This window comes from Corynebacterium sp. KPL2825 (assembly GCF_037908445.1).
In the GTDB taxonomy this organism is placed as follows: Bacteria; Actinomycetota; Actinomycetes; order Mycobacteriales; family Mycobacteriaceae; genus Corynebacterium; species Corynebacterium kefirresidentii.
The window spans coordinates 155,342-179,561 of the sequence record NZ_JBBMGI010000001.1; the positions used below are offsets into that span (position 1 = coordinate 155,342).

The 24,220-nt window shown below is 59.2% G+C and carries 26 protein-coding genes; 9 read left to right on the plus strand and 17 right to left on the minus strand.

Annotated features, from left to right (window positions below):
- Nucleotides 1-4: 4 nt before the first annotated feature.
- The 3 genes from WMQ00_RS00830 to WMQ00_RS00840 form a co-directional block, all read right to left on the minus strand.
- Nucleotides 5-448 carry a hypothetical protein gene (locus WMQ00_RS00830; protein ID WP_023020690.1) on the minus strand — a complete coding sequence of 148 codons (444 nt, stop codon included), beginning with the start codon at nt 446-448 and terminating at the stop codon, nt 5-7.
- Between the two features lie 23 nt (nt 449-471).
- Nucleotides 472-2,235 carry an acetyl/propionyl/methylcrotonyl-CoA carboxylase subunit alpha gene (locus WMQ00_RS00835; protein ID WP_049383646.1) on the minus strand — a complete coding sequence of 588 codons (1,764 nt, stop codon included), beginning with the start codon at nt 2,233-2,235 and terminating at the stop codon, nt 472-474.
- Nucleotides 2,236-2,389: 154 nt separating this feature from the next.
- Entirely contained in the window at nt 2,390-3,253 is an 864-nt protein-coding gene (locus WMQ00_RS00840) for a sulfurtransferase (RefSeq protein WP_023020692.1), read from the minus strand.
- A gap of 247 nt (nt 3,254-3,500) precedes the next feature.
- Here WMQ00_RS00840 and WMQ00_RS00845 point away from each other — a divergent pair, with 247 nt between their 5' ends.
- Nucleotides 3,501-4,562 (plus strand): Cj0069 family protein, encoded by a 1,062-nt coding sequence (locus WMQ00_RS00845; protein WP_200288168.1) that lies wholly within the window; start codon nt 3,501-3,503, stop codon nt 4,560-4,562.
- A gap of 84 nt (nt 4,563-4,646) precedes the next feature.
- Nucleotides 4,647-5,570 (plus strand): DUF4282 domain-containing protein, encoded by a 924-nt coding sequence (locus WMQ00_RS00850; RefSeq protein ID WP_340440579.1) that lies wholly within the window; start codon nt 4,647-4,649, stop codon nt 5,568-5,570.
- A gap of 123 nt (nt 5,571-5,693) precedes the next feature.
- Here the strand turns inward: WMQ00_RS00850 and WMQ00_RS00855 are convergent, their stop codons facing one another.
- The 5 genes from WMQ00_RS00855 to WMQ00_RS00875 are packed head-to-tail and all read right to left on the minus strand — an operon-like array spanning nt 5,694 to nt 9,163.
- Complete coding sequence (locus WMQ00_RS00855; protein ID WP_200288164.1) at nt 5,694-6,434, minus strand: hypothetical protein; 741 nt, start codon at nt 6,432-6,434, stop codon at nt 5,694-5,696.
- Nucleotides 6,435-6,449: 15 nt separating this feature from the next.
- Nucleotides 6,450-6,866, minus strand: coding sequence for a DUF3151 domain-containing protein (locus tag WMQ00_RS00860; protein WP_034655777.1), 417 nt, complete (start codon nt 6,864-6,866; stop codon nt 6,450-6,452).
- Nucleotides 6,867-6,897: 31 nt separating this feature from the next.
- The gene (locus tag WMQ00_RS00865) at nt 6,898-7,485 is read right to left on the minus strand and encodes a Maf family protein (RefSeq protein WP_023020697.1); all 588 of its coding nucleotides are present in this window, start codon (nt 7,483-7,485) and stop codon (nt 6,898-6,900) included.
- Nucleotides 7,485-7,694: an acyl-CoA carboxylase subunit epsilon gene (locus tag WMQ00_RS00870; protein ID WP_200288162.1), complete on the minus strand. Its 210-nt coding sequence runs from the start codon at nt 7,692-7,694 to the stop codon at nt 7,485-7,487. Before WMQ00_RS00870 ends, WMQ00_RS00865 begins: the two co-directional genes overlap by 1 nt.
- 8 nt (nt 7,695-7,702) lie before the next feature.
- Complete coding sequence (locus WMQ00_RS00875; protein ID WP_023020699.1) at nt 7,703-9,163, minus strand: acyl-CoA carboxylase subunit beta; 1,461 nt, start codon at nt 9,161-9,163, stop codon at nt 7,703-7,705.
- 350 nt (nt 9,164-9,513) lie between these two features.
- Between WMQ00_RS00875 and WMQ00_RS00880 the strand changes: the two genes are divergently transcribed.
- Genes WMQ00_RS00880 through WMQ00_RS00890 form a run of 3 tightly spaced genes read left to right on the plus strand, consistent with a single transcriptional unit; the run spans nt 9,514 to nt 11,968 of the window.
- Nucleotides 9,514-10,782, plus strand: coding sequence for a hypothetical protein (locus tag WMQ00_RS00880; protein ID WP_023020700.1), 1,269 nt, complete (start codon nt 9,514-9,516; stop codon nt 10,780-10,782).
- Between the two features lie 32 nt (nt 10,783-10,814).
- A complete protein-coding gene (locus WMQ00_RS00885; protein WP_049383651.1) occupies nt 10,815-11,387 on the plus strand; it encodes a hypothetical protein in 573 nt (190 codons plus the stop codon).
- 2 nt (nt 11,388-11,389) lie between these two features.
- Nucleotides 11,390-11,968 (plus strand): hypothetical protein, encoded by a 579-nt coding sequence (locus WMQ00_RS00890; RefSeq protein WP_023020702.1) that lies wholly within the window; start codon nt 11,390-11,392, stop codon nt 11,966-11,968.
- Nucleotides 11,969-12,068: 100 nt separating this feature from the next.
- On the opposite strand, the gene WMQ00_RS00895 is transcribed toward WMQ00_RS00890, so the two are convergent.
- From WMQ00_RS00895 to WMQ00_RS00915, 5 genes are all read right to left on the minus strand, one after another.
- Entirely contained in the window at nt 12,069-13,553 is a 1,485-nt protein-coding gene (locus WMQ00_RS00895; RefSeq protein ID WP_340440580.1) for an alpha-amylase family protein, read from the minus strand.
- Between the two features lie 181 nt (nt 13,554-13,734).
- The gene (locus tag WMQ00_RS00900) at nt 13,735-14,556 is read right to left on the minus strand and encodes a carbohydrate ABC transporter permease (protein WP_023020705.1); all 822 of its coding nucleotides are present in this window, start codon (nt 14,554-14,556) and stop codon (nt 13,735-13,737) included.
- Nucleotides 14,556-15,560 carry a carbohydrate ABC transporter permease gene (locus tag WMQ00_RS00905; protein ID WP_445293056.1) on the minus strand — a complete coding sequence of 335 codons (1,005 nt, stop codon included), beginning with the start codon at nt 15,558-15,560 and terminating at the stop codon, nt 14,556-14,558. Before WMQ00_RS00905 ends, WMQ00_RS00900 begins: the two co-directional genes overlap by 1 nt.
- 122 nt (nt 15,561-15,682) lie before the next feature.
- Nucleotides 15,683-16,933, minus strand: coding sequence for an ABC transporter substrate-binding protein (locus WMQ00_RS00910; RefSeq protein WP_340440581.1), 1,251 nt, complete (start codon nt 16,931-16,933; stop codon nt 15,683-15,685).
- Nucleotides 16,934-17,094: 161 nt separating this feature from the next.
- The gene (locus WMQ00_RS00915; RefSeq protein ID WP_259824939.1) at nt 17,095-18,087 is read right to left on the minus strand and encodes an ABC transporter ATP-binding protein; all 993 of its coding nucleotides are present in this window, start codon (nt 18,085-18,087) and stop codon (nt 17,095-17,097) included.
- A 44-nt stretch (nt 18,088-18,131) separates the two neighbouring features.
- Between WMQ00_RS00915 and WMQ00_RS00920 the strand changes: the two genes are divergently transcribed.
- The gene (locus WMQ00_RS00920) at nt 18,132-19,016 is read left to right on the plus strand and encodes a biotin--[acetyl-CoA-carboxylase] ligase (RefSeq protein ID WP_023020709.1); all 885 of its coding nucleotides are present in this window, start codon (nt 18,132-18,134) and stop codon (nt 19,014-19,016) included.
- Nucleotides 19,017-19,052: 36 nt separating this feature from the next.
- Entirely contained in the window at nt 19,053-19,493 is a 441-nt protein-coding gene (locus tag WMQ00_RS00925; protein ID WP_023020710.1) for a hypothetical protein, read from the plus strand.
- On the opposite strand, the gene budA is transcribed toward WMQ00_RS00925, so the two are convergent.
- Complete coding sequence (budA, locus tag WMQ00_RS00930) at nt 19,471-20,202, minus strand: acetolactate decarboxylase (protein WP_023020711.1); 732 nt, start codon at nt 20,200-20,202, stop codon at nt 19,471-19,473. The two genes, WMQ00_RS00925 and budA, sit on opposite strands and share 23 nt — an antisense overlap.
- A 79-nt stretch (nt 20,203-20,281) precedes the next feature.
- Here budA and WMQ00_RS00935 point away from each other — a divergent pair, with 79 nt between their 5' ends.
- A complete protein-coding gene (locus WMQ00_RS00935; protein ID WP_340440598.1) occupies nt 20,282-21,397 on the plus strand; it encodes a 5-(carboxyamino)imidazole ribonucleotide synthase in 1,116 nt (371 codons plus the stop codon).
- Nucleotides 21,398-21,421: 24 nt separating this feature from the next.
- Entirely contained in the window at nt 21,422-21,922 is a 501-nt protein-coding gene (gene purE, locus WMQ00_RS00940) for a 5-(carboxyamino)imidazole ribonucleotide mutase (RefSeq protein ID WP_023027818.1), read from the plus strand.
- A gap of 99 nt (nt 21,923-22,021) precedes the next feature.
- Here the strand turns inward: purE and rbsD are convergent, their stop codons facing one another.
- The 3 genes from rbsD to WMQ00_RS00955 are packed head-to-tail and all read right to left on the minus strand — an operon-like array spanning nt 22,022 to nt 24,208.
- Complete coding sequence (rbsD, locus tag WMQ00_RS00945) at nt 22,022-22,396, minus strand: D-ribose pyranase (RefSeq protein WP_023020714.1); 375 nt, start codon at nt 22,394-22,396, stop codon at nt 22,022-22,024.
- On the minus strand, nt 22,389-23,297 hold the full coding sequence (locus WMQ00_RS00950; protein WP_023020715.1) for a ribokinase: 909 nt from the start codon (nt 23,295-23,297) through the stop codon (nt 22,389-22,391). Before WMQ00_RS00950 ends, rbsD begins: the two co-directional genes overlap by 8 nt.
- Nucleotides 23,294-24,208 (minus strand): substrate-binding domain-containing protein, encoded by a 915-nt coding sequence (locus tag WMQ00_RS00955; protein WP_340440582.1) that lies wholly within the window; start codon nt 24,206-24,208, stop codon nt 23,294-23,296. Before WMQ00_RS00955 ends, WMQ00_RS00950 begins: the two co-directional genes overlap by 4 nt.
- Between the last annotated feature and the right edge of the window lie 12 nt (nt 24,209-24,220).

Consider the following 24,220-nt stretch of genomic DNA (forward strand, 5'->3'; position numbering starts at 1 on the left):
GGGGCTAAAAGCGGCGGAAGAATTTACCTGGGGCAAGCTCCTCGAAACCAGGTAGGGGCGTGGCCGACGAGATACCAGGAGCGGTCTGCTCGGCCGCGAGGTCGATGGCGTTGCTAATGAGCAGGGTGCGGGCGGCTGGATCGTCGGTGGCGACGACGAGCTCGGGGATTTCCTCGGGATCGAAGGGGGTGAGCCAGGCGGCGTCGTCAAGCGGGTGGGCTAAGGGATCGCCCAAGAAAGCTGGGCCTTTGTCAGCGGCGGGGTAGTAGCGCAAAAGCGCGGCGCCGCGGGGAGCAGTGGTGGGATCCTCGTTCGCGGACATGGGCAAGGCGAGGACACCGCCGTCCACGATGGGGGACCACTCAGAGATATAAGAAGGGAAGAGGACCGCGAGATAATCACGATCCTCTTCCTTGGCCAAGCGTACGCCGAGGGAAGAAGCAGTCATTCTTCCAAGGCTAGCGGGGTAGGCTACTTGATTTCCAGCAGCACGCTGCCCTTGGTGGTAGAAGCGCCTGCTTCTACTGCCAGACCGGTAACGGTGCCGGCCTTATGCGCCTTGACGGGATTTTCCATCTTCATGGCCTCGAGAACGAGGAGGACCTCACCTTCGGCGACCTCCTGGCCCTCTTCCACATTGACCTTGATGACCGTGCCCTGCATTGGGGAGGTAACCGCATCGCCGGAAACGGCGGCCTTGGCGCCGGAACCCTTGCGCTTTTTCTTTTTACGTGGGGTGCCGTTGGCACTGAAGGACGCGGGGAGGGCTACCTCGATACGTCGGCCGTCGATCTCCACGGTGTGTACCTGGGAAGGTTCTGCCTCGGCGGCTTCGGCATCAGTGGAATCATCGTGGGCGGGAAGCTGGTTATCCCATTCCTCTTCGATCCACTTGGTGTAGACGCCGAAGTTGCCATCTACTGCAGTGAAAGCTGGGTCAGCAACGATAGCCTGGTCAAACGGGATAACGGTGGGCAGGCCCTCAACCGTGTACTCGGATAGGGCGCGGGCGGAGCGACGCAGTGCGGTCTCGCGGTCTGGCCCCCAGACGATGAGCTTGGCCAGCATGGAATCGAACTGTCCACCAATGACGGACCCCTGGACGACGCCGGAATCTACGCGCACGCCCGGACCAGCTGGTTCGGAGTACTTCACGATGGTGCCGGGGGCTGGCATGAAGTTTGCGGCGGCATCCTCACCGTTGATGCGGAACTCGAAGGCATGGCCGCGCGGGGTGGGGTCTTCCTGCAGGGAGAGCTCGTGGCCCTCAGCGATACGGAACTGCTCGCGCACGAGATCGAGGCCGGTAGTTTCCTCGGATACGGGGTGCTCCACCTGCAGGCGAGTATTGACCTCCAGGAAGGAAATGAGGCCATCGGCGCCCACCAGGTACTCAACGGTGCCGGCGCCGTAGTAGCCGGCCTCGCGGCAGATGCGCTTGGCAGACTCGTGGATGGAGGTGCGTTGCTCATCGGTAAGGAAAGGCGCGGGGGCTTCCTCGACTAGCTTTTGGAAGCGGCGCTGCAGGGAGCAATCGCGCGTGCCGACGACCACTACGTTTCCGTGCTTATCTGCCAGCACCTGGGCCTCGACGTGGCGGGCCCGATCCAGGTAGCGCTCTACGAAGCACTCGCCGCGGCCGAAGGCGGAGGTTGCCTCACGGGTAGCGGATTCAAAGAGCTCGGGGATTTCCTCTGCGGAGTAGGCCACCTTCATGCCGCGGCCGCCGCCGCCAAAGGCAGCCTTGATGGCAACGGGAAGGCCGTATTCCATGGCGAAGGACTGCACCTCATCGGCGCCAGCCACCGGATCCTTAGTACCCGGGGCCATAGGGGCTTCGGCGCGCTCGGCGATGTGCCGCGCGGTTACCTTATCGCCCAAGTTGCGGATGGACTCAGGAGAGGGGCCAATCCAGGTCAATCCGGCATCAATGACGGCCTGAGCAAAGTCGGCGTTTTCGGATAGGAAACCGTAGCCCGGGTGGATGGCATCCGCGCCGGATTTTTCTGCGGCCTCCAGAATCTTGTCAAAGACGAGGTAGGACTCGGCAGAAGTGGTGCCCCCGAGTGCAAAGGCTTCGTCGGCAAGCGAGGCAAAGGGTGCCTGGGCGTCTGGCTCGGCGTAGACGGCGACGGAAGCAATGCCAGCGTCGCGGGCCGCGCGGATCACGCGAACGGCGATCTCACCGCGGTTCGCTACGAGAACCTTTGAGATCTTTTTGGTTTCTACTGCCACGGCAGCAACCTCCTGAACACATTAGGTTGAATACGCAATCTATTCTTGCACACAAAAGCATGAGTTAATTTTCACGCACGCAAGGGGGACATTTTTGAACAAAAATAAACCCACATCCAGTGTGGACATGGGCTTATACGGCTAAACCGAAAAACTAACGCTCAATCGGCATTTTCACCATATTGCCCCACTCAGACCACGAACCATCGTAGACCTGCGCCTTTGTGAATCCCAAAAGATGCGTGAGCACAAACCACGTATGCGCGGCTTGGGCGCCCACGTGGGAATAGAGGATTGTGGCAGATTCAGGCTCCAACATTCCGTAATTGACCTGAAGCTCTTCGGCCGAGCGGAAGCAGGAGTTGGGGTAGGTGGAACGATCCCACTCGAGGTTGATCGCGCTAGGGATATGGCCGTGGCGCATGGTGGTGCCGTAGGCGGAATCGCCATTGGGATCGTGTTCGGTGGCCTCGCCCGCAAACTCTTCTGGGCTGCGGGTGTCTACGAGCGTGCCTTCGGTCTCGCGCACCTGATCTACGAAGGCGCGCAGCATAGAGTCATCGCGGCTTACTTCGGGATATTCGGATGCTGGGAAGTCTGGAACCATGAAAGAGGTATCGCGTTCCTCGGCCATCCACGCATTGCGGCCGCCATCGAGCAGGCGAACGTCCTTGTGCCCGAAGAGGGTAAATACCCACAGGGCGTAGGCAGCCCACCAATTGGACTTGTCGCCGTAAAGAACAATCGTATCGTCGGCGTTAATGCCCTTCTCTCGCATTAGGGAAGTGAATTCTTCTCCGTCGATGAAATCACGGGTAAGTGGGCTAAGTAGTTCCGTGCGGAAGTTAATGCGGGTGGCAGTGGGGATATGGCCAATGTCATAGAGGAGCGAGTCTTCATCCACCTCAATAACGCGCAGGCCTTTGATGCCTAGGCGTGCGGACAGCCACGGTGCAGACACGAGGCGCTCGGGGTGTGCGTATTCCTGAAATGGGGGATAGGGATCAACGTCAGCCACTGTCCGCCTGCCTTTCATATAAGGGTTAATAATTCGTTCCTACCACTTTAACCCGATTTTTCCCGTGATGATCACTCGGGCATTATTCCTGTGGCCTGAGATACAGGTTTTAACCGGTGATTGGGGCCGCCGGCCGGCGGGGTTAAAGGGAGGGGGCAGTTGGGCGCGCGGAGGAAGAAAAGCTGGGATAAACTCGGAATATGGTGCGACAACGTGCTATGAACACCACCTATGAAGGGAACTGCAAGTGCACAAGGCAATTGTTGTATTTGAGGTAGAAGGCGGCTCGGATAAAGGCGCAGATGGCCACCGCAAGGACACCATGCCAATCGTCAATGCGATCAAGGAACAAGGCTGGGAGGCAGAGGTAATCTACTTCCATCCGGACAAGTCTGAAGAGATCTACACTCAGGTTTCTGAAAACTTTGATGCCTATATTTCCCGCGTCAACCCCGGCAATATCCCCGGCGGTGAGAAGGGCTACTTCGAATTGCTGAGCAAGCTGGCAGATGCCGGCCTGGTAGGTATGTCCACTCCGGCGGATATGATGGCCTATGGCGCCAAGGACGCACTGGTCAAGCTCAATGACACCCCGCTAGTGCCGGACGATACTGCGGCGTACTACGAGGTAGAAGAGCTGCATAATACCTTCCCCACCTCCTTGTCCTATGGCGAGCGCGTGCTCAAGCAAAACCGCGGTTCCACGGGTGAAGGCATCTGGCGCGTGCGCCTCGCGGACCAGGATCTTGCCCAGTCCGTTGAACCGGGGACCGCACTTCCGCTCGATACCGCTTTGAAGTGCACTGAGGCAGTGGATAACCAGACCCATGACTACAAGCTGGGCGCTTTCATGGACTTCTGTGACCAGTACATTGTGGGCGATAACGGCATGCTGGTGGATATGCGCTTTATGCCGCGCATTGTAGAGGGCGAAATCCGCATCCTGCTCGTGGGCAATGAGCCAGTATTTATCGTGCACAAGAAGCCGGCGGAGGGCGGCGATAACTTCTCCGCTACGCTCTTCTCCGGTGCCAAGTACACCTACGATAAGCCGGAATCGTGGCCGGAGCTGCTGGAGATGTTCGATAAGGCGCGTCCCGTTATCGCAGAGAAGCTCGGCGATACCAAGGATGTTCCGCTGATTTGGACAGCGGACTTCATGCTTGACGACGCCCCCGATGGCACCGACAACTACGTCCTCGGCGAGATCAACTGCTCCTGCGTTGGCTTCACTTCCGAGCTGGACATGGGAATCCAAGAAAAGGTTGCCGCCGAGGCGATTCGTCGCGTGCAGGACGCGAACGCCTAGCGCACGCTGTATCCTGCCAAGTAGCCCCACGGGAGACCGTGGGGCATTTTCCTACCATCCCTAAAACATTTTGAGGACCGCATAATGGCTGATAATGATTTCAATTCCGCCGGTTTCCCGAAGGATTTTTCCCCGCGCGATTTTTCCGAAACTCCGCACCACCGCGCTGGGGATGCTGCGGAAAACGCTGAGGGAGCCAGCGCTGCCGAGGTGAATGAGACCAAGGAGTTTGGCTCTTTCGATGTAGATGAAACGAAGTCATTCGGTCACACTGATCCGTCTGGTGATTTTGGAAACCCGCGGGATCTGTCCTCTCAGAAGCCAGCCGAGGAGGATGCTTCGGCTGCTTCTGCGGCATCTCCAAGTACCGGCAACTCCGATTTCTGGGCCATGCAGTCCTCCGCCGCAGGTCAGGGCGCTGCCTCCCGTGCACATAACCCATTCACGGATTCGGCATCAACGGACGCTGCTGCGAACGGCAACCAATTCGGTTCCGTCCAGTCCACGAACGAGCAACCGGCTTTTGGCGATTACGCTCAACAGCAGAGCACGGGCCAAGGATTCGGAGAGTTCCCTTCGGTTAGCGCTGCTCCTGCCGATTCTGGCCAAGATCTGGGTAATAAGAACAGTCGCATGAGCGGTGCTCTCAAGAGCTTGGGCAAAAAGGATGGGCTCTTGGGTGGACTTTTTGAATTCGAGTTCAAGCACTTCTTGACCATCACCCACGTGAAGGAAATCTATAAGGTCGCCTTGATTCTTGGCGGGATCATGTGGATTCTGCACCTTCTCGGGGCCTTCTTATTCGCTACCGGCATGGGCATTTATGGCATCCAGGAGGATTCCGCCTCCGCCATCTTCGGAAGCATCTTCGCGTTCATCTTCTTAGCAGTCCTGTGCACCATTATCTACTACGCCTTTATGGTGGCTATCAGGCTGTTTCTAGAAGCCATGGTGGCAAACGTGAGGATCGCCCAAAACACCGGCGATATCCTCGACAAAATGGACTAATCTTTTGCGATGAGTGGCTCGCTGAACAAGGCGAGTAGCAATGCGAGAAATGAGGAGCGCCCCAGCAGATTGTGCTGGGGCGTTTGTCGTAGAGTCCGAGGCCTTTTGCGGGCTGGCTAAAGGCTAATCGTATGTACCCAGCTGATAGCTGTGATGATTGACCCACATCTTGTTGAATTCCTCGACTTCACCAGAAATTGGTTCAATGGTGTCGCCTTGTGCCTGTAGGCGCACGGTGTGGTGCGCGGTAATGCCCTCCGCGGTGGAGCGGCTGCGCTCTCCCCAGGTGAAATCGACTTGGTTGTCGGAGACTGGGGTGACGCTCTCTACCCTGTCGAAGGCGGACATGTCCTTGGCCGGGGCGCCATTGACATAGAGAGCTAGCCCATCAGCAATCGAGGCGCCGGTGCCTGCCGGGCCTTCCACGTCGCCCATTGAACCGCGGAAAATAATCCAGCTAATCGTCGCGCAGGGGTCGTAGGAGTTCTCGATATCGCCGATCCAAAAGTTGAAATCGCTGCCATCGTCAGCGGGCATGCGCCCAGGTGCGGTGCCAGAGGCATAGACCGTGCGCGGGTCGTTGGGCAGTTCTGTGCATGTGCGGTCTTTGCCTTTTTCCTGTTGCTGCGTGGTGGCCTTTTCACCTTTGTCGGTTGAGTCTGACGGGGATGACGCCTTAGTAGCAGCGGCCTCGTCTCCTGCGGATGCTTCAGTCTCGGCCGGTGCTTGGCTGGAAAAGACTGGCTGTTCGGAGGAAGAAGAATCTTCTTGGGAACTGCAGGCGCTAAGCGCTAGTGGCAGGGAGGTGGCAAGTAGTAGGGCGGCAGAGAATCGCCGTAAGCGGCGAGGAGGCACGGCAGGCATGGCGGCTCTCCAACTCTAGTCGAGGAGGGTGGCGACGCTGTCCGGGTCGGCGTCGGAAAGCATTTGGCGAATGCGGTCGTACTCATCGTCCTCGCCGATGGCCTTAGCGGCATGGCCGAGGGCGGCGATGGCGCGCAGCACGCCCTGGTTCGGTTCGTGGGAGAAGGGGACCGGGCCCCAGCCCTTCCACCCATTCCCGCGCAGGCGGTCCAGGCTACGGTGGTAGCCCGTGCGCGCGTAGGCGTAGGCGGTGATGAAAGCGGCTGGCTCAGCGCCCTCCTGCTGCTTAAGCTCTTGCTCAGCAAGCAAGGCCCACAGCAGCGGAGAATCCGGATGGGCAACGATGCCGGCGGCGAGATCCGAGGTGGAGTCCGCACCGGGATCGGCAGGCAGCTCAATGGGTTTCGGGGCAAGCATGTCTTTCATTTCCATGCCACCCCACTGTAGCGACGCCGGCGCGCAGCTACCAGAAATCGGAGACGTTAAGGTCAAATGAATACAGCGCGCGGCGCACCACCGGCAGGGAAAGCCCAATAACGGAGGAAGGATCGCCTTCGATGCGGTCAATGAACCAGCCGCCCATTGCCTCCAAAGTAAAAGCACCGGCGCACTGGAGTGGCTCACCGGATCGGGCATACGCTGCGATATCGGCTTCGCTGGCGTGGGCAAAGTGAACCGTGGTGGTAGATGTTTCCACATGGCGCCTATCGCCAAAGAGGAGGCAGTGGCCGGTAAGCAGCTCGGCCGTGCGGCCGGCTTGCTGGTGCCAGCGTTCGATGGTGGCTTCCTCGGTGTGCGGTTTGCCTTGTAACTCGCCGCCGAGCAACAGCATAGAATCGCCGCCGATGACGGGCTCGGTGGGGTAGCGCTCGGCCACCTTTTCGGCCTTGGCTGTCGCTAGGGCCGCCACGATATCGGCCGGTGGGCGGCCGGCGAGCGAGGCTTCAAGGGAGCGTTCATCAATGTCGGCCGGTTCCAAGACAGGTTCTACGCCCGCGCCGCGCAAGATGGACGCACGCGAGGGCGATTGGGAGGCGAGGATAAGCCGCATTAGAAGTACCGCACTGTATGGAAAGCGGAGGGATTATAAATGCGCTGCGTCCCAAAGCGCTCGAAGCGCTCAGCCGGGTTGCCCCATTCATTGCGCTCGCCGGTAGCACCCGAGTGCTTTGCACTCATCTGCGCCAACACCGTGCGCAGGGCCGCGAGCTCGTCTTCAGTGGGATTGCCCTTTACTACCTTGATTTCAGGCGTAGACATCTCGCCTCCTAAACAGTTCCGTGCTTCTTGGGTACCTGCGCCACGGCCTTGCGCTCTAGCAGACGCAGGCCTTCCACCAGGTAGTGGCGGGTGGCGGAAGGCTCGATGACATTATCGGCCAGCCCGCGCTCCGCAGCGGCATACGGGTGCAAGAAGAGCTCGTCCATCTCTTCTTCCTTTTCCTCAGAGCCATAGATGGCCAGGGAAGCCTGGGAGGCTTGGGTGACGGCAATTTCTGCGGTGGGCCACGCGTAGACCAGGTCCGCCCCCAGGTCTTTTGCACCCATAAATACGTAGGCCGGGCCAATAGCCTTGCGGGTAATTACAGTGAGCTTGCCGACGCTCGCTTCGGCCTGCGCATAGGCAAACTTCGACGCCCTGCGAAGCAGGCCTGCCTTTTCCTCTTCCGGGGTAGGCACAAAGCCTGGGGAGTCCACGAATTCCACGATGGGAGTATTGAAGGCATCGCACGTGCGCACGAAGCGCGCGGCTTTTTCTGCGGCGGCGGAATCCAGTGCACCGGCCAATGCTAGCGGCTGGTTGGCAACGATGCCGACGGTGCGGCCATCGATGTAGGCAAAGCCAGTGACGATATTTTGGGCCGCTTCTGCAGAGAGTTCGAAGAATGACCCCTCATCGACTACAGCCTTAATGACATCGTTTATGTCATAGGCCTGCGCGGCGGTATCCGGAATGACGCTATTGAGATCAAAGTCCGCGACGCTACCGGCATCCACACGCGGCGCCTCCGCGCGGTTATTGGCGGGGAAGTAAGCCAAAACGTCGCGCACGAGGGACAAAGCCTGCTTGTCGTCGCTGGCCACCAGGTGAGCGGTGCCGGACTCTGCGTGGGCTGCGGCGCCGCCAAAGGTCTCTGGCTCCGCGCCGGCCACGTGGCTGGCAGCCTGGTGGAGGGCGGTGCCTTGGGTCACTATGAGGACATCAGCAAACGTCGGCGCGAACGCCGCAATGCCGCTGGTATTGCCCGCGATAACGGAGATCTGCGGAATGAGGCCCGAGGCTTGGGAGACACGCGCCATGAGGCGGGCGTATCCAGCCATGGTGACGATGCCTTCTTGTACACGCGGGCCGGTGGATTCATAAATGCCGATAACGGGAACACCGGTCTTGATGGCGAGGTCATAAATCTTGGTGAGCTTTTCGGCATAAACCTCACCCATCGTTCCATCGAAGATTTCTCCGTCCTGGCTAAAGACGCATACGCGGCGGCCATCGATGGTGCCGTAGCCGGTAACCACGCCATCTGTATAGGGGCGGTCATGCTCGCGGCCGAAGTCGGTGGAACGGTGGCGGGCCAGTGCGTCCGTTTCCACAAAGGAGCCCTCATCGAGCAGCTGCGTCACGCGGGTGCGGGCGGCCGGCTCGCCTTCTCCCAGCGGTGCGCGGGACTCGGCAAGCTTGGCGTCCAGGTCCTCGATCTTGCCGGCGGTGGTTTTCAGGTCAGTCATAGGCCCCCACACTACTAGCGCACCCCGGTCAATGCGGAATGAAAGGCAGCAAGAGCGAGGAGTGAAAATCGTTTATGTGGTACTTGCCACCGCACCGTGGACTAAGCATTAAACCTGGGAATTCCTTGAATGGCACCCCGCTCGCTTACCCTATTGTGGGGGTGGTGACCAGTGTAAACATTTTAGGGCGCTGGGCAGGTGAGCGCTAATTGTTGCACCTCAAGGGAGGTAAAAAGATTAGAAAAGTTTTCATTCAACTATTGATGTGAGTCTTGTAATCCCTTATTATTATCTGAGTCTTCATGAATGTTTCCCCTGTTTTTTAACGATCTATTAAGGACGGTCTTCTGGTGATTAAAAAGGGACTGCGCTTGCTCGCACCGCTCGCCGTAGCGACTCTCTTCACGCCAGTGGCGCACGCGGGAGATATTCCCCCGATGCCGCAGGCATATCCCATTTCCAACCTCTATAAGAGCTGCAGTGCCGCTGGCGACAATGTCGAGCGCGAATGGCGCTTTGCAGAAACCGGCCGCCGCTACATGAGCGATGGCACCCTGCAGTTCAAAAACACCACCAATCAAGAAGTGCCCTACACCGCCGAGGTAGAAACCGGTACCAATCACGAGATTGATGCCAATTCTAAGGCCAAGCTGCCTTCTGGTTGGGACACCACCGCCAAGTCCGATATTGGTCTGAAGATGACCAATGGTTGGCGCGATAAAGAAACTTTCGGCCCAGTGAAGCTGAAGCCGGGTGAGTCCTTCCGCGTCGAGTACGGGGTCATCGAAAAGGACTTCATCTCCATGTTCGTGGGCTGCAATGATGACCGCCTGGAAAACATCCCGGGTGCCAACGTCATCCGCGGTAAGGGCCCGGCCGAGCGTTACGCCTTTGCCTACATCATTAAGGCAGATGGCTCCGTGTCCGATCTGGCCATGGAAATTCCTTCCCGCTCTCCGGGGGCAAACTCCAAGCCGATCGAGGGTAACTACACCTCCGTATCCGGCCCGAGCCTAGAAAAGATTGCCGATCCTAAAAAGGATGAGATCATGCAGCCGGCCGCGGAACTGCAGCGCGATCCATCCTGGCCAAAGGAAGGCGATAAGTGTGAAGCTGGCGATACCTCCTGGTACCCGCTGGACATCACCGCTGTAAAGCCGACCTACCGCAAGGCCGGCTACTCCACCGACTTCCTCAACTGGTCTAAGGGCGATTATGAATTCGCCCCGGTGACTGACTTCGTTGTTGGCGCCGAGCACGCCCCGTACACCAACTGGCAGGGCAACCGCGGCGATATTCCGAAGGGCTGGCTTGAGTCCGTCGGTGCCGTAAAGCGCGCCTACATGCCGGTCGGCACCGAGCTCAAGCACGTTGACCTCAAGCCAGGCGAGCGCGTGCGCGTGGAGTATGGCACCACCATGACCCGCATCAACTACCGCGAGATTCACTGCGGCAAGAGCGGAAACTACGACCTCACCTCTAACTACAAGCAGACCTCCGCCCCGAGTGGGTTCTGGGCAGAGGCCAAGATCACCGATAAGGCCGGCAATACCCGTACTGAGGACGTCACTCCGGACGAATTCCGCGACCTGCCGGTTCCGACCCAGACCATCTACTAAACCCCACCACACCTACACAAGGAGAAAGTTCCATGTTCAAATCCAAGATTGCTTCTACCACCGCGGCTCTCGCCGTTGCCTCCGGCCTGATCTTCGCTCCGGCCGCTAACGCCCTACCACAGCGCGACCTAGGCCCAGCTAACCCGACCACCATCGGCGAGCGCTGCTCCAACCCAGGTGACACCGGCCAGACCGTAAAGATCAAGCGCACCTATTTTGATGGCTCCGCCGGTTCCTGGACTGTGTCCAACTACAACGATGAGCCATTGCCTGTCACCCGTTCTATCAAGGAGACCAAGACAAAGACTTGGAACGTGTCTGCTGGCGTCGATTTCAAGCTGTTGGATCTCATTAATTTCACCTTCTCTTCCAGCTACACCGATAGCCAGTCCTACGAGGTAGGCGAGCAGGTTGGTCCGTACAACATTGCTCCGGGCAAGACTGCCGTGCTGCGCGCCGGTTGGGTTGTTTCTGATTTCGAAGGTCAGAAGACCGTGTGTGGCTCCGACCACAAGTGGCAGGCTAATGGCGGCACCTTCACGGCTTCTCTGCCGAAGGAACGCCACGTCGAGGTTTCCACTCGCGATAACAACGATTGGGGCTAAACATGAGCAAGACGTCCATCGCCAGCGCCCTTGCGGCGCTGAGCCTGGTGGCCGCTCCTGTTGCCCACGCCGCTGATTTCGGTGGGGACTTCGAGCTGCCCCAGCGCTGGAACGACGATTATAAACCGGGCACGCATTGCTCGACACCGGGTGAAAACGGCACCTACGTCACCGCAAAGCGCCGCTGGTTCAAACAGACTGATGCCACCAGCGTGGCCAACCGCAACGACGAAGAAGTGCCGGTCAAGCACACCGTCACCAAGGCCCGCACCCAGACCATCGAGGTCTCCGGCTCCGTTGAGGGTACCGGTGATCTGGCCAAGGTGTTGACCAAGACCTATGGCTTCAACTACGTCAGTGAGCAGCACTGGAAGCTAAACCAGGTGGTTGGTCCGTACACCCTGCCAGCGAATTCGCAGGGCAAGCTGGTGTGGGGCTTTACCATGCTCGATACTGACGGTCAGGACGTTCGTTGCAACTCTGACCAGCAGTGGGAAGCCCAGGGCAAGCCGTACTCGGCCTCCGTGCCAGAAGCGCGCTACTCTGAGCTGCGCTTGGAAGACGCCCCTGAGTGGAACTAATCCACCCCATTAAGGAAGCGCCTCGCCAATCTGAAAGGACTGGCGAGGCGCTTTTCTTTCGGCTAGGCGCTTTCGGAAGCTTGAGTCGAGAGGACAGGGGTTAGGCAGGTAGCCAAGCGTAGCCATAAGGGCCAAGCTCCACCGGTCCGAGATCGATGGAGCGATCGCTGAAATTGTGCAGGCACAGCAGATCGCCGCGTTGGTAACCAAGGACGGCCTCTTCGCCGGTCTCAACCGGCTCACACGGCGCGGTACCGAGATCAGAGTGGGCATGGCGCTCGGCGATCATGGAGCGCACAGTATTGAGCAACGAGGCGGCGTCTTCAATCTGGGCGGCCACAGACGTTCCGCCTACAACCGGCAGCCGGGATGGTGCGTTGATGCTGAAACCGGAGTGTTCGGAATCGTCCCACTGCATTGGGGTGCGCACCGCATAGCGGTCCGGCAGCGAGGTGTCATCGAGCATGCCAATCTCATCGCCGTAGTAGATAAACGGTGCGCCCGGCAGGGTCATCAATAGGGAGAACATCAGCTCCACCTTGCGGCGGTCGCCGTTCATCAGCGGCATAAGCCTGCGGGCAATACCCACGTGCGCGCGCATACTGTCTTCTGGCAGGTACGCCTGGTACATCAGATCTCGCACGGTATCGTCCACCATTTCCAAGGTGAGCTCATCGTGGTTGCGCAAGAAGGTGCCCCACTGGCAGCCTTCCGGTAGGGAAGGCAGTTCGTCGAGGATGGAGTAGACCGGGGTGGCGTCGCCAAGCGCCAAAGCCTGATACAACCGCGGCATGACCGGGAAGTTGAAGACCATGTGGAAGCGCTCGCCCTGGCCGTAGAATTGCATGGTTTCGGCCGGCGGCTGGTTGGCCTCCGCGATGAGCACGGCATCCGGGTAGTGCGCGTCCATGAAGGAGCGAATCTTTTCCACAAACTCGATGGTCTCCGGCAAGGATTCGCCGCCTATACCATCGCGTTCAAAGAGATAAGCAATAGCATCGAGGCGCAGACCGTCCAAGCCCTTGTCCATCCAGAAAGACAAAATTACTTCCTCCTGCACGGCCGGGTTATCGTAGTTCAAATCCGGCTGGTGGGAATAAAAGCGGTGGAAGTAGTACTGGCCGCGCTTGTCATCCCAAGTCCAGTTGGAAGTCTCCACGTCAGTGAAAATGACGCGGATTTCGGGGTAGCGCTCCGGGTCATCGCCCCAGACGTAGAAATCGCCATAGGGGCCTGTGGGATCCGTGCGGGAGGCCTGGAACCATGGGTGATCGGAGCTGGTGTGGTTGAGCGCCAAGTCCGTCATAATGCGCATGCCGCGGCGGTGCAGCTCCGCAATGAGCTCTTCAAAATCCTCCATCGTGCCATAATCTGGGTGGATGGAGTAGTAGTCCGCAATATCGTAGCCATCATCGCGCAAGGGGCTGGCATAAAACGGCGAAAGCCACAGGCAGTCCACGCCGAGCCATTGAAGGTAGTCCAGCTTATCGATGACCCCGCGCAGCGTTCCTACCTCCTTATCACCATCGGCCTTAAACGAGCCGACGAGGGCCTGGTAGAAGACTGCATTGTGGTACCAGCTCATGAAAGGTCCTTTCTTTTGGCCCGCCAGGTTAGGTAGGTAAGAAGGCACAGTACTCCGGCCACGAGACCGGGCCAGATGGCGGGGGAGTCGTGAAAGAGGTTGATGATGGCCTGAATAACCGCGAGGATGCTGAAGAAACCAAGGAAGCCCAGCGCGGTATCCCACAGCATGGCCCTGCGCATTAGGCCTTGACACCACCTGCGGTCAGGCCAGCGACGATGCGGTGCTGGAAGATAAGCACCATGATGACCAGTGGGATGGTAACCAGCGCGCCAGCGGCCATGGTCGCGGCATAGGGGTACTCAAAGGCGGAGGGGCCGGAGAAGCGTGCAATGGCCACGGTTACCGGCTCAGTATCGGTGGTGGAGAGCTGCTTGGCCAGCATGAACTCATTCCACGTGGTGATAAAGGCGATGATCGCGGTGGTAAACAGCGCTGGCGCCGCCAGTGGCAATAGCACCAAACGGAAAGCTTGAGAACGCGAGGCTCCATCTACCCGGGCTGCTTCTTCCAGTTCCCAGGGAAGTTGGCGGAAGAAGCTCAGCAGCGTATAGACCGTGAGAGGAAGCGCAAAGGAAATATTGGGGATGATCATTGCGCGGTAGGTACCAATCCACTCCAGGTTGCCAAAGAGCTGGAAGAGCGGGGTGACCAAGGCAATCGCCGGGAACATGGAGGCGGCCAGAATAATGCCGGTCACGATTCCCTTGCCAGGAAAGTCATAACGGGAGAGCGCATAGGCGGTAAAGACACCGATGAGCACGGCCACCGCGGTGGTAATCAGTGAGATGAGAAGCGAGTTACCGAGCGCGGCAAGGAAGTCATTTCCCTTATCGGTAGCCAAGGCATCGCGGAAATTATCCAGCGTGACATGGGTAGGCCATGGCGTGGTATCAAAGGTGAATCGCTGATCCCGCAGCGCGGTTACCAGCATCCAGTAGAAGGGAGCGAGGCCCCAGAACATGATGAAAATGATGCCGGCGAAGTGTCCGAATTTACGCATTATTTAGCTGCCTTCCTGCCGGAGACATCCGCACCAAGGAAGCGAATGAGGATAAAGGCGACGACGAAGATAAGAAGGAAAATGAGGGTGGAGAGCGCGGAGGCGGAATTGAAGTTGCCTTGGCGCATATCCTCCACCACCAGCTGCGAGATGGTCGCGGTAGGGGAGTTGGAGGAGCTAGAAATCATGATGACCGGCAGGTCATACATGCGCAGTGCGTCCAGGGTGCGGAAGAGTACGGCCACCATGAGCGCCGGGCGCACCAGCGGGAGGGTGATGCGGAAAAACGTTTGGATACGATTAGCGCCGTCCACGCGTGCGGCATCGTAGACGTCCTTGGGAATCATCTGCAGGCCCGCCAGGATAAGCAGTGCCATAAACGGGGCGGTCTTCCACACATCCGCGATGATGACGGCCAGGCGGGCATAGAACGGGTCCGTGGTCCAGGCGATCTGTGCACCAAGCAGCGAGTTGACGATGCCATCCGGGGCAAACATGAACTGCCATAGCTTGGCTGTGACGGCCGTTGGAATGGCCCAGGGGATAAGTACCGCCGCACGAACTAGGCCGCGGCCGCGGTACTCACCGTTCATGATGAGAGCCATCAGCATACCCAGGATGGTCTCCAGCAGCACGGTAACGACGGTGAAAAAGAGCGTAATCTTGACTGCGGGCCAGAAATCTGTGGCGATAACCCCCGGTGGGCAGGTGGAAATCTGGCCGGTACCGGAAACGCATCGGTTATTGATCCAGTACAGGTAATTTTCCAGCCCGGCAAAACCGCCTTCCTCAAAAAGTCCCGTCTGCGGGTTGAGGTGCCTATTGCCTTGGAAGGACAGGAAGATGGCGCGGATGATGGGGTAGCCGATGATGACGGCGAGCACGATGAGCGCCGGAGCAATCAGCCCGGCCACGCGCCCGTAATTTTTGCGCTGGGGTTTCGACGCTCTTGCCGACGCCCCTTTCGGCGTCCCCTTGGACGCAGTCGGCGAAGCTATAGCCACGCTGGTCCGCCTTTCTGTTAAAGAAATGCTGTCTATTGGCTAGATTCTATCCCCAATAGGGGAGTGAAAACCACAAAGGGTGAGGCGGCGGTATGCCCGCCTACCTCACCCGGATTGGGAATTTAACCCTGGGAAGCCGATTCGATGGCCGCCTTCATATCGGCGGTGGCATCATCGACCGACTTGTCATCCGTCAATGCAGCGTAGGCATTGTCCTGGATGGCCTTAGAAATCGCCGAGTAGAACGGGGAAACCGGGCGCGGTGCCGCGTTCTCCAAGGACTCCTTGAGCGCCGGCAGGTATGGGAACTCCTGCTGTAGCTGCGGGTCATCGTAGATGGAGGCCAAGACCGGTGGGAAGGACTGCTCCGCGAAGGACTTCTGGTTGTCCTCGTTGATGATGAACTTCATAAAGTCGAGCGCAGTGCCCTTATTCTTGGAGTTGATATTGATACCGTTGTTGTAGCCACCCAGCGTGGAAACGCCTACGCCGTCCTTGCCCAGTGGGGCCTGGACCTCGACGTCGACGCCGGCATCAACCGCATTGGAGTACATATATGGCCAGTTCACGGCGAAGGCGGTCTTGCCTTCGGTGAAGGCCATATTGGTTTCTTCCTCGGTGGCGGCGGTGGAGTCCTTGGAGATGGTTTCCTCCTTGTACGCATCCACCATGGCCTGAAGGCCGTCTTTGGCTTCCTTGGAATCCACGGTGATATTGCCGTCCTTATCCAAGACAGAGCCGCCCCAGCCTTCCATGAAGTCAGCGGTATTGAGCGCAAGGCCTTCATACTGCTTGAGCTGGGTGGTCAGGCAGTTCTTGCCCTCTTCCAGCGCCTTACATGCAGATTTGAGATCTGCGAACTTCTCGGGAGCCTTATCCGCGAGCTTGGTATTGCGGAAAAGCAGCTGACCATTGGTGTTTTGCGGCAGCGCGTAGAGGACGTCGTTATAGGTGGCGGACTCTACGGTGGCTGGCAGTAGCTCATTCGTATTGGTTTCAAAATCACCATTGAGCGGCTGGAGCCACTGGTTGGCAGCGAACTCCGCGGTCCACACGACGTCCAGCGCCATGACATCGTAGTCATCGCTGCCCGCCTGCAAGGACTGCACGAGGGTCTCGCGCTGGGCGTCAGCCTCGCCGGCCAGCTCCTTGAGTGTGACCTTCTCGTCTGGGTGCTGCTCGTTCCACTTTTCGATGATGGGGGTCACCTTGTCCGTGTCATTTTTGCCCATGGCAAAAGTGATGGGGCCGTGCGCATCCGCCCCGCCTTCGGAGGAACCGCCCGCAGCGGAATCGGAGGAGGACGAAGAGCAGCCGGCCAGAGCCAAAACTGCAGTAGTCGCAACGGTGGTGCGAAGCAGGAATCTCTTCATGGAATTCACCTTTCGGAAAACTTTCGGTTCTTTAAACCTAAAATACGGAAACCGGAAGGTGGATAATTTTGACCTATTTAACTCTAAATGGGGGTAGTAAAGGGGCAGCGGGCGGTTGGACTACGTACCCGCGGCACTGTGACCCAGTGTCCTCCGCGGGGCTAGTCCTGTGAGATACGGCGCCCCGTTTCCGGGTCAAAGCGGAGTGCTTCGCGCGGGTTGAATGTCAGTACGACATCTTCGCCGCGCTGTGGTGGGGTACCTTCGGCGCGAGCAACAAAGCGGTTTTCGCCCACGGTGACGTAGACATAGGACTCGGCGCCCAGCTCTTCCACAATGTCCACCACGCCCTGGAAACCCACTGGACCCTTGTTGATAAACATCTTTTCTGGGCGTACACCTACGCGGCCGCCGTTGTAGTCAAAGATATTCATGGCTGGCGATCCGATGAAACCGGCGACGAATTCGTTTGCGGGGGCGTCATAAAGCTCGCGCGGCGGGGCAACTTGCTGCAGCTCGCCGTCCTTGAGCACCGCCACACGGTCACCCATGGTCATCGCCTCTACCTGGTCGTGGGTGACGTATATCGTCGTCGTACCCAGTCGCTGCTGCAGGCTGGCCAACTCGGCGCGGGTCTGAACGCGCAGCTTGGCATCCAGGTTGGATAGTGGCTCATCCATGAGGAAGGCCTTCGGCTCGCGCACAATGGCGCGGCCCATGGCCACGCGCTGGCGCTGGCCACCGGAAAGGTCCTTGGGCTTGCGCTTGAGGTAATCGGTCAGACCGAGTGTCTCCGCAGCTGCGTGTACCTTGGACTTGATGTCGGCCTTGGGCAACTTTGCCAGCTTCAAAGCAAAGCCCATGTTTTGTTCTACTGTCAGGTGTGGGTAAAGCGCATAATTCTGGAAGACCATGGCGATATCGCGATCGCCTGGCTCTAAGTTGGTCACGTCCTTGCCATCAATGGTGATGCGGCCGCTCGATGTCGGCTCTAATCCCGCCAGTGCGCGCAGCGTCGTGGATTTACCGCAGCCCGAAGGACCAACGAGCACCAGAAACTCGCCGTCCGCGATTTCGAGGTCCAAGTCCTTTACCGTGGGCGCGCTCGCGCCAGGGTAGGTGATATTGACCTTTTCAAAAGTGACCTTTGCCATGCGCAACACACTAGCACCATTGGTGGCCGGTATCCTTAAGGCTTATGACTGCACTTGATTTGGAACGCATTCGCACCGCATTGGCCGATGATTTCACCACCATCGATTTCGTGGAAAAGACCGGCTCCACCAATACCGACTTGATGCAGGCCACCAACGTTGCGGATGGCACCGTGCTGCTTGCCGACGAACAACTTTCCGGCAAGGGACGTCTTGGCCGCTCTTGGACCGCGCCGGCCGGTTCGCAAGTCATTTTCTCTGTGCTTTTGCTGCCGGAATCTCTCGATCACTTGGGCACCCTACCTCTGGCTGCGGGCTTGGCGGTCACCGATTCCATCGAGGGCACCGTGCTCAAGTGGCCGAATGATGTGCATATCGATGGCAATAAGCTGTGCGGCATCCTCGCTGAGGCTGGACCCGTGGGCCAGGCTTTCAAAGCCGCGCCAAAGACCGAGCTCACCAAGGTGGAAGTGGGCAAGGCTGAACTTAATAAGGCTGAGGTCAACAAGGCGGAAGTAAATAAAACCGAAGTCAATAAGGCGGAGCTCAATAAAGCCGTGGGCGGTGCCGCACCTTCCGCGCGCGTTGTCGTAGGAATGGGCATCAATGTCACCTTGACCCGCGAGGACCTGCCGATTGAAAAGGCCACCTCGCTCGCGCTCGAAGGCCGCGATACCGACCGCACCGAGCTCGCCATTAACGTGCTGAAGAACCTGCGCCGTCGTATTGTGCAGTGGGAGAACCACGATCCGCAGCTCCTGCGCGATTACCGTGCGGTGTGTTCCTCACTGGGACAACAGGTGCGCCTAGAAACTCCATCCGGCGATGTTATTGGGCACGTGGATGAAATCGGCGAGGACGGCCGCATCATGGTCGCTGGTGAGTACTATTCCGCGGGCGATGTCACGCATCTGCGCCCACAGCAGTAGACCGCACAAGAGACACGGGAGGTAGCATCCATAGCTATGGGATTAATGAAGATGGGCCAAGGCGAGATCAAGCGCGCAGATGTCTCCGCGCCTTTTCGCGCATTGATTTTCCCTTTTCTCGAGCTCATCCTCATTACCGGTCTACTGTGGATTGCCATCGGTTGGTGCGATGTCCAAGCAGTAGACCCGATGCTGCGCAATGGACTGGTCGCGGTGTGGGCGCTGTTGGGAATCTGGCGCTTTGTCATCCCGCTTTATAAGGCCCGTCGCAAGCGCTTCATAGTGACCAATAGGCGCGTCATCGCGCGCGAGGGGCGCACTATCGATTCGATTCCGCTGCAGGATATTCGCGGTGCTCGAAAACGACGCGGCGGAGTGTCTCTAGCCATCCATGGTTGGGACCGCGCCATGTATTTCCCTAATGTGGCTAAGCCCAAGCGCGTGGCTGAGATTATTAATGATCGCCCTTGGTTTTAACCTCAGTGGTGTGCAGCTGGCTATCCAGGTCCTCCGGCGAGAGGTTGGCGCGGCTAAATTCCTGCGTCAGCGGCAGGCGCAGCTCTAAATCAGAGGCGGGGCAAAGCTCAACCGTTGCCTTATCTACTACGTAGTCCAAAACGTGCCCACCGGAGGTGCGGGCGGCGTCGATAAAGTGCACGTGACAGCCTGGCACCGAAATTCCTTTTTCATAAACGGGGGTGCGGAAGCCGCCGATGACTCCTTCGACGTTCTGAAAGTGCAGCTCTTTATCTCCGCCGACGGCCTCTGACATCGGTGGGTAGGGCTTTTCCTGCTTGACCACCGTGCGGGTGGTGACCTCCTTAAAAGTGCCCACGATGCGCACCGCATACATGTAGTTGGCGGAAGGCTCGAGCCTATCGATAAAGGCGGAGAGCTGATCGCGGCGCAGGCCCGCGGGGGCGTCGGCAGTAATGCGAGGAACAAAATTGGTGGCTACCGCATAGGGGGTGCGCTGATCCAAATCTGCAATTTGTGCGGAACCATCGCCCCGCAGTTGGTAGCAGGTGCCGTCCAAAATGATCATCTCACCGTCGAGGCCATCGAAGGTGCCCAAGCCGAAGTTTCCCTTACCTAGCAGCTCTGAAATGGTCATTTCGCCGTCATAAATGCCATCAAGCAAAGCGGTCATGAGTGAATTTTGGAAGATGGTATGACGAGTGAACATAGTATCCAGGCTAGTATTGGGGGACGTGAGTGACTTAAAGCCTATTGTAACTGTTTGTGGCGACGGCCAGCTGGCCCGCATGATGCAGCCGGCCGCCGCGGAGCTCGATATTCACCTGCGGATTCTAGCCAGCAAGCCGGATTCTTCCGCGGCGCAGGTCACCCCGGACGTGGTGCTGGGGGACTATACCTCCCTGGAGGAGCTGCGCGGCGTGGCCGAGGGCGCGGATGCCATCACTTTCGAGCACGAGCACGTGCCCAATGAACACTCCACCGCGCTTATCGACGCCGGATTTAACGTCCAACCTCAGCCCACCGCCCTCATTTACGCGCAGGACAAGCTAAAGATGCGCGAAAAGCTCGCCGCATTCGGAGCACCCGTGCCGCGCTTTGCTGCAATCGATTCGGTGGCCGATGCCCGCGCCTTCTTCGACGCCGTCGATGGTCGCGTCTGCCTCAAGGCTCGCCGCGGTGGCTACGACGGCAAGGGCGTGTGGTTCCCCACCGCCGATAATTGCTTTGAGCTGGTTTCCGAGCTGCTCGAGGCCGGTACCCCTCTCATGGCTGAGGAAAAGGTGGACCTGACCCGCGAGCTTTCCATCCTCGTTGCCCGCCGCCCCTCCGGTGAGGCCAAGGTGTGGCCGATTACCCAATCCCGCCAGGAAAACGGCATCTGTGCCGAGGCCATCGCGCCCGCCCCCGGCCTTACCCCGGAACTTTCCCAGCGCGCTTCCGAGCTGGGACTATCTATTGCCGAGTCCTTGGGCGTGACCGGCGTGCTCGCCGTAGAACTCTTTGCCTTTGACGGCCCCGAGGGCGAGGACATCTCCGTCAATGAACTGGCCATGCGTCCGCATAACACCGGTCACTGGACTCAGGACGGCTGTGTTACTTCCCAGTTTGAGCAGCACCTGCGCGCCGTGCTCGACCTCCCGCTAGGTGCGGTCGATGCGCTTGCCCCCGTCACCGTCATGGCCAATGTCTTGGGAACCGACGAAGATCCTGCCATGCCCATGCCGGAGCGCGTTCGTGAAGTAATGAAGCGTTACCCGCAGGCCAAGATTCACCTCTACGGCAAGGATCACCGTCCCGGCCGCAAGATTGGCCACGTCAACGTTACCGGTGAGGACACCGACGAGACCCTGACCATCGCCCGCAAGGCAGCGCACTTTCTCGTGCACGCCGAATGGGCATAAAACTCTGCTTATAGAAAGGACAGCATGCAACCACACGTAGGCATCATCATGGGCTCTGATTCTGATTGGCCCACCGTTGAACCCGCCGCCCAGGTCCTCGCAGACTTTGGCATCCCCTTCGAAGTTGGCGTGGTCAGCGCTCACCGCACCCCAGAAAAGATGCTCGCATACGCAAAAGAAGCCCATACCCGCGGCCTGAAAGCGATTATCGCCTGTGCCGGTGGCGCCGCGCACTTGCCCGGCATGGTTGCAGCGGCCACGCCGCTGCCAGTCATCGGCATCCCGCGCGCTTTGAAGGAGCTCGATGGCCTCGATTCCCTTCTTTCCATCGTGCAGATGCCTAGCGGTGTGCCGGTCGCCACCGTTTCTATCGGCGGTGCAAAAAACGCCGGCCTGCTTGCTGCGCGCATTCTCGGGGCAGGTGACCCCGCTATACAGGACAAGATGGTGGACTACCAAAAGCAGATGGCCGAGGAAGTCGAGCAGAAGGATAAGAACCTGCGCGACAAGCTGCTGGGAGAGTAGCTCTTAGGAAAAGAAGTAAATAAAACAAGCACGTTTAGCCACAACCGCGGAGGTTTCGGCAAAACGTGCTTGTCTTCTGCGCGGTGACGTCGACGAACGCTAGAAGGGCACGCCGGAGCGCAAGATGACATTGGCAAACGGCGTGGTGGAACCGGTGCGCACGACAAAGGAGGCGCGGGCAACTTCGCGTTTGAGGTCGTCATGGGAGACCTCGGTGAGGGGTACTGCGGGAAGCAAGGAACGCACCTCGGTCGGGGTGGAATCGGCGATGGTGGCGGCTTCGACTACGACTTCGTCGAGGAGGGCGGCCAGCGTATCGGCAAAGGTGGGGATGCCAAAAATCAAAGTGAGGTCGATGACCGGCACCTCGTGGGGAATGGGCAGGCCGCAATCAGCGATGACAAAGGTATCAGTGTGGCCAAGGCGCGCAACGGCACCGGCGAGCGCGGGATTAAGGAGACCGGACTTACGCATTGGTGACCTCCGGCAAAGTGGATGCGGTCGTGGGGTAGGAGGGCTGCGCGCCGTTACCGGTGGCGGCGAAGGCGCCGACGCGGGCGGCGAAGGTGGCGGCATCGACAAGCGAGGCTCCAGCGAGGAGCTGGGCGCAAAAGGCACCTGCGAAGGCATCGCCGGCGCCGGTGGTATCCACGGCGGTCACGCGCGGGGTGGGGATATCCGCGCCGCCATCCGGGGTAGCAACGTGGGCGCCGTGGGCGCCAAGGGTCAGCACGACGGAACGGAAGCCTGCCTCTACCAGGCGGTGGGCGAGTTCGCGCGGGGCGCCGTCTGCAGGTAGGCCGAGCTGGTCCAAGATGAGCCCCGCTTCGTGTTCGTTGGCCAGCAGGGGATCGGCCTGCAGAAGCGAGTCACGGTCGACCTCGACTACCGGAGCGAGGTTAACCACCACGCGACCTTGCGCAGCGTCGACTGCCGCCTGAAAACCAGAGGCAGGGATCTCGCCTTGGAGGAGCACCACGTCGGCATCGGCGATGGTGGAGGCGCGGGCGGTGACAAAGGGGGCGTCGACAAGCGCATTGGCGCCGGGGGAGATGACGATGGTGTTCTCGCCATCGGCCGAGACGGTAATGACGGCGAGGCCCGTATTGGTATCGGCCTGCTCTACAGCACCCAGATCGATTCCGGAGGTGCGCATATAGTACATGGCGGGCTCAGCATAAGGATCGGAGCCCACCGCGCCCACAAAAGCCACGTTGGCGCCCAGCTGCGCCGCCGCAACTGCCTGATTGGCGCCCTTGCCTCCAGCTAAAATCTCGCCGCCGGAGCCCAGCAGGGTCTCGCCGGGCTGCGGGTGGCGCTCGGCGTGGACGATGAGATCGGCATTGATGGATCCGACGACGGTTAGCTTGCTCATTGGAAATCCTCTACATTGTCGCGGGTGACGGTGATGACCTCGACGGGGACGTTCTTCTCCGCCGTGCCACCGTGCAGGAGCGCTGCGGCTTGTTCGATGGCGCGGGCACCAAGCTCTGCGGGCTGCTGGGCGATGGTAGCTTCCAGCTTGCCATCTTTGACTGCCTTGAGGCCATCAAAGGTGCCGTCAAAAGCCACGACTTTTACCTCAGTACCGGCGCGCGAGCCCAAGGCTTCGACCGCGCCGAGCGCCATTTCATCGTTCTCGGCAAAGATCGCCTTGATATTGGGGTTGGCTTGCAGCAGGTTGGTGGCGACGTTGAGGCCCTCCGTACGGTCAAAATTCGCCGATTGCTTGCCGACGACCCGAATATCCCCGTACTTCGCAATCTGCTCTGCAAAGCCTTTGCCGCGCTCGCGCGAGGCGGAGGTACCGGCGGTTCCCTGCAGGATAAGTATTTCTCCATTTTCCCCGATGGAGTGGGCGAGGGTATCCGCCGCCTGTGCGCCGCCGGCGACGTTATCGGAGGCCACCATGGAATCCAGTTCTACGCCGTTGACGTCGCGGTCCACGCCGATAACCGGCACGCCGTCATCCTTGATGCCGCGCACGGCCGGGGCGACGGCATCGGAATCGGTGGGGTTAACCACGACGACCTTTGCTCCCATCGAGGTGGCGTTTCCTAATTGATTGACCTGCTGGGCGGGGTCATCGGAGGCGTCCTGGATATCCAGCGGAACACCGAGCTCCTTGGCCTTATCTTGTGCGCCGTGGCGCAGCTCAACGAAGAAGGGGTTGGTCTGTGTCGACAGCGCTAGCGTGATGCGGTTGCGGTCTTCTTCCGAACGATTGCAGGAGGCAAGGCCAAGCGCAAGCGCAGGCACGAGAAGGGTGGCGATGAGCTTTTTCATGGTGGGTGCTCC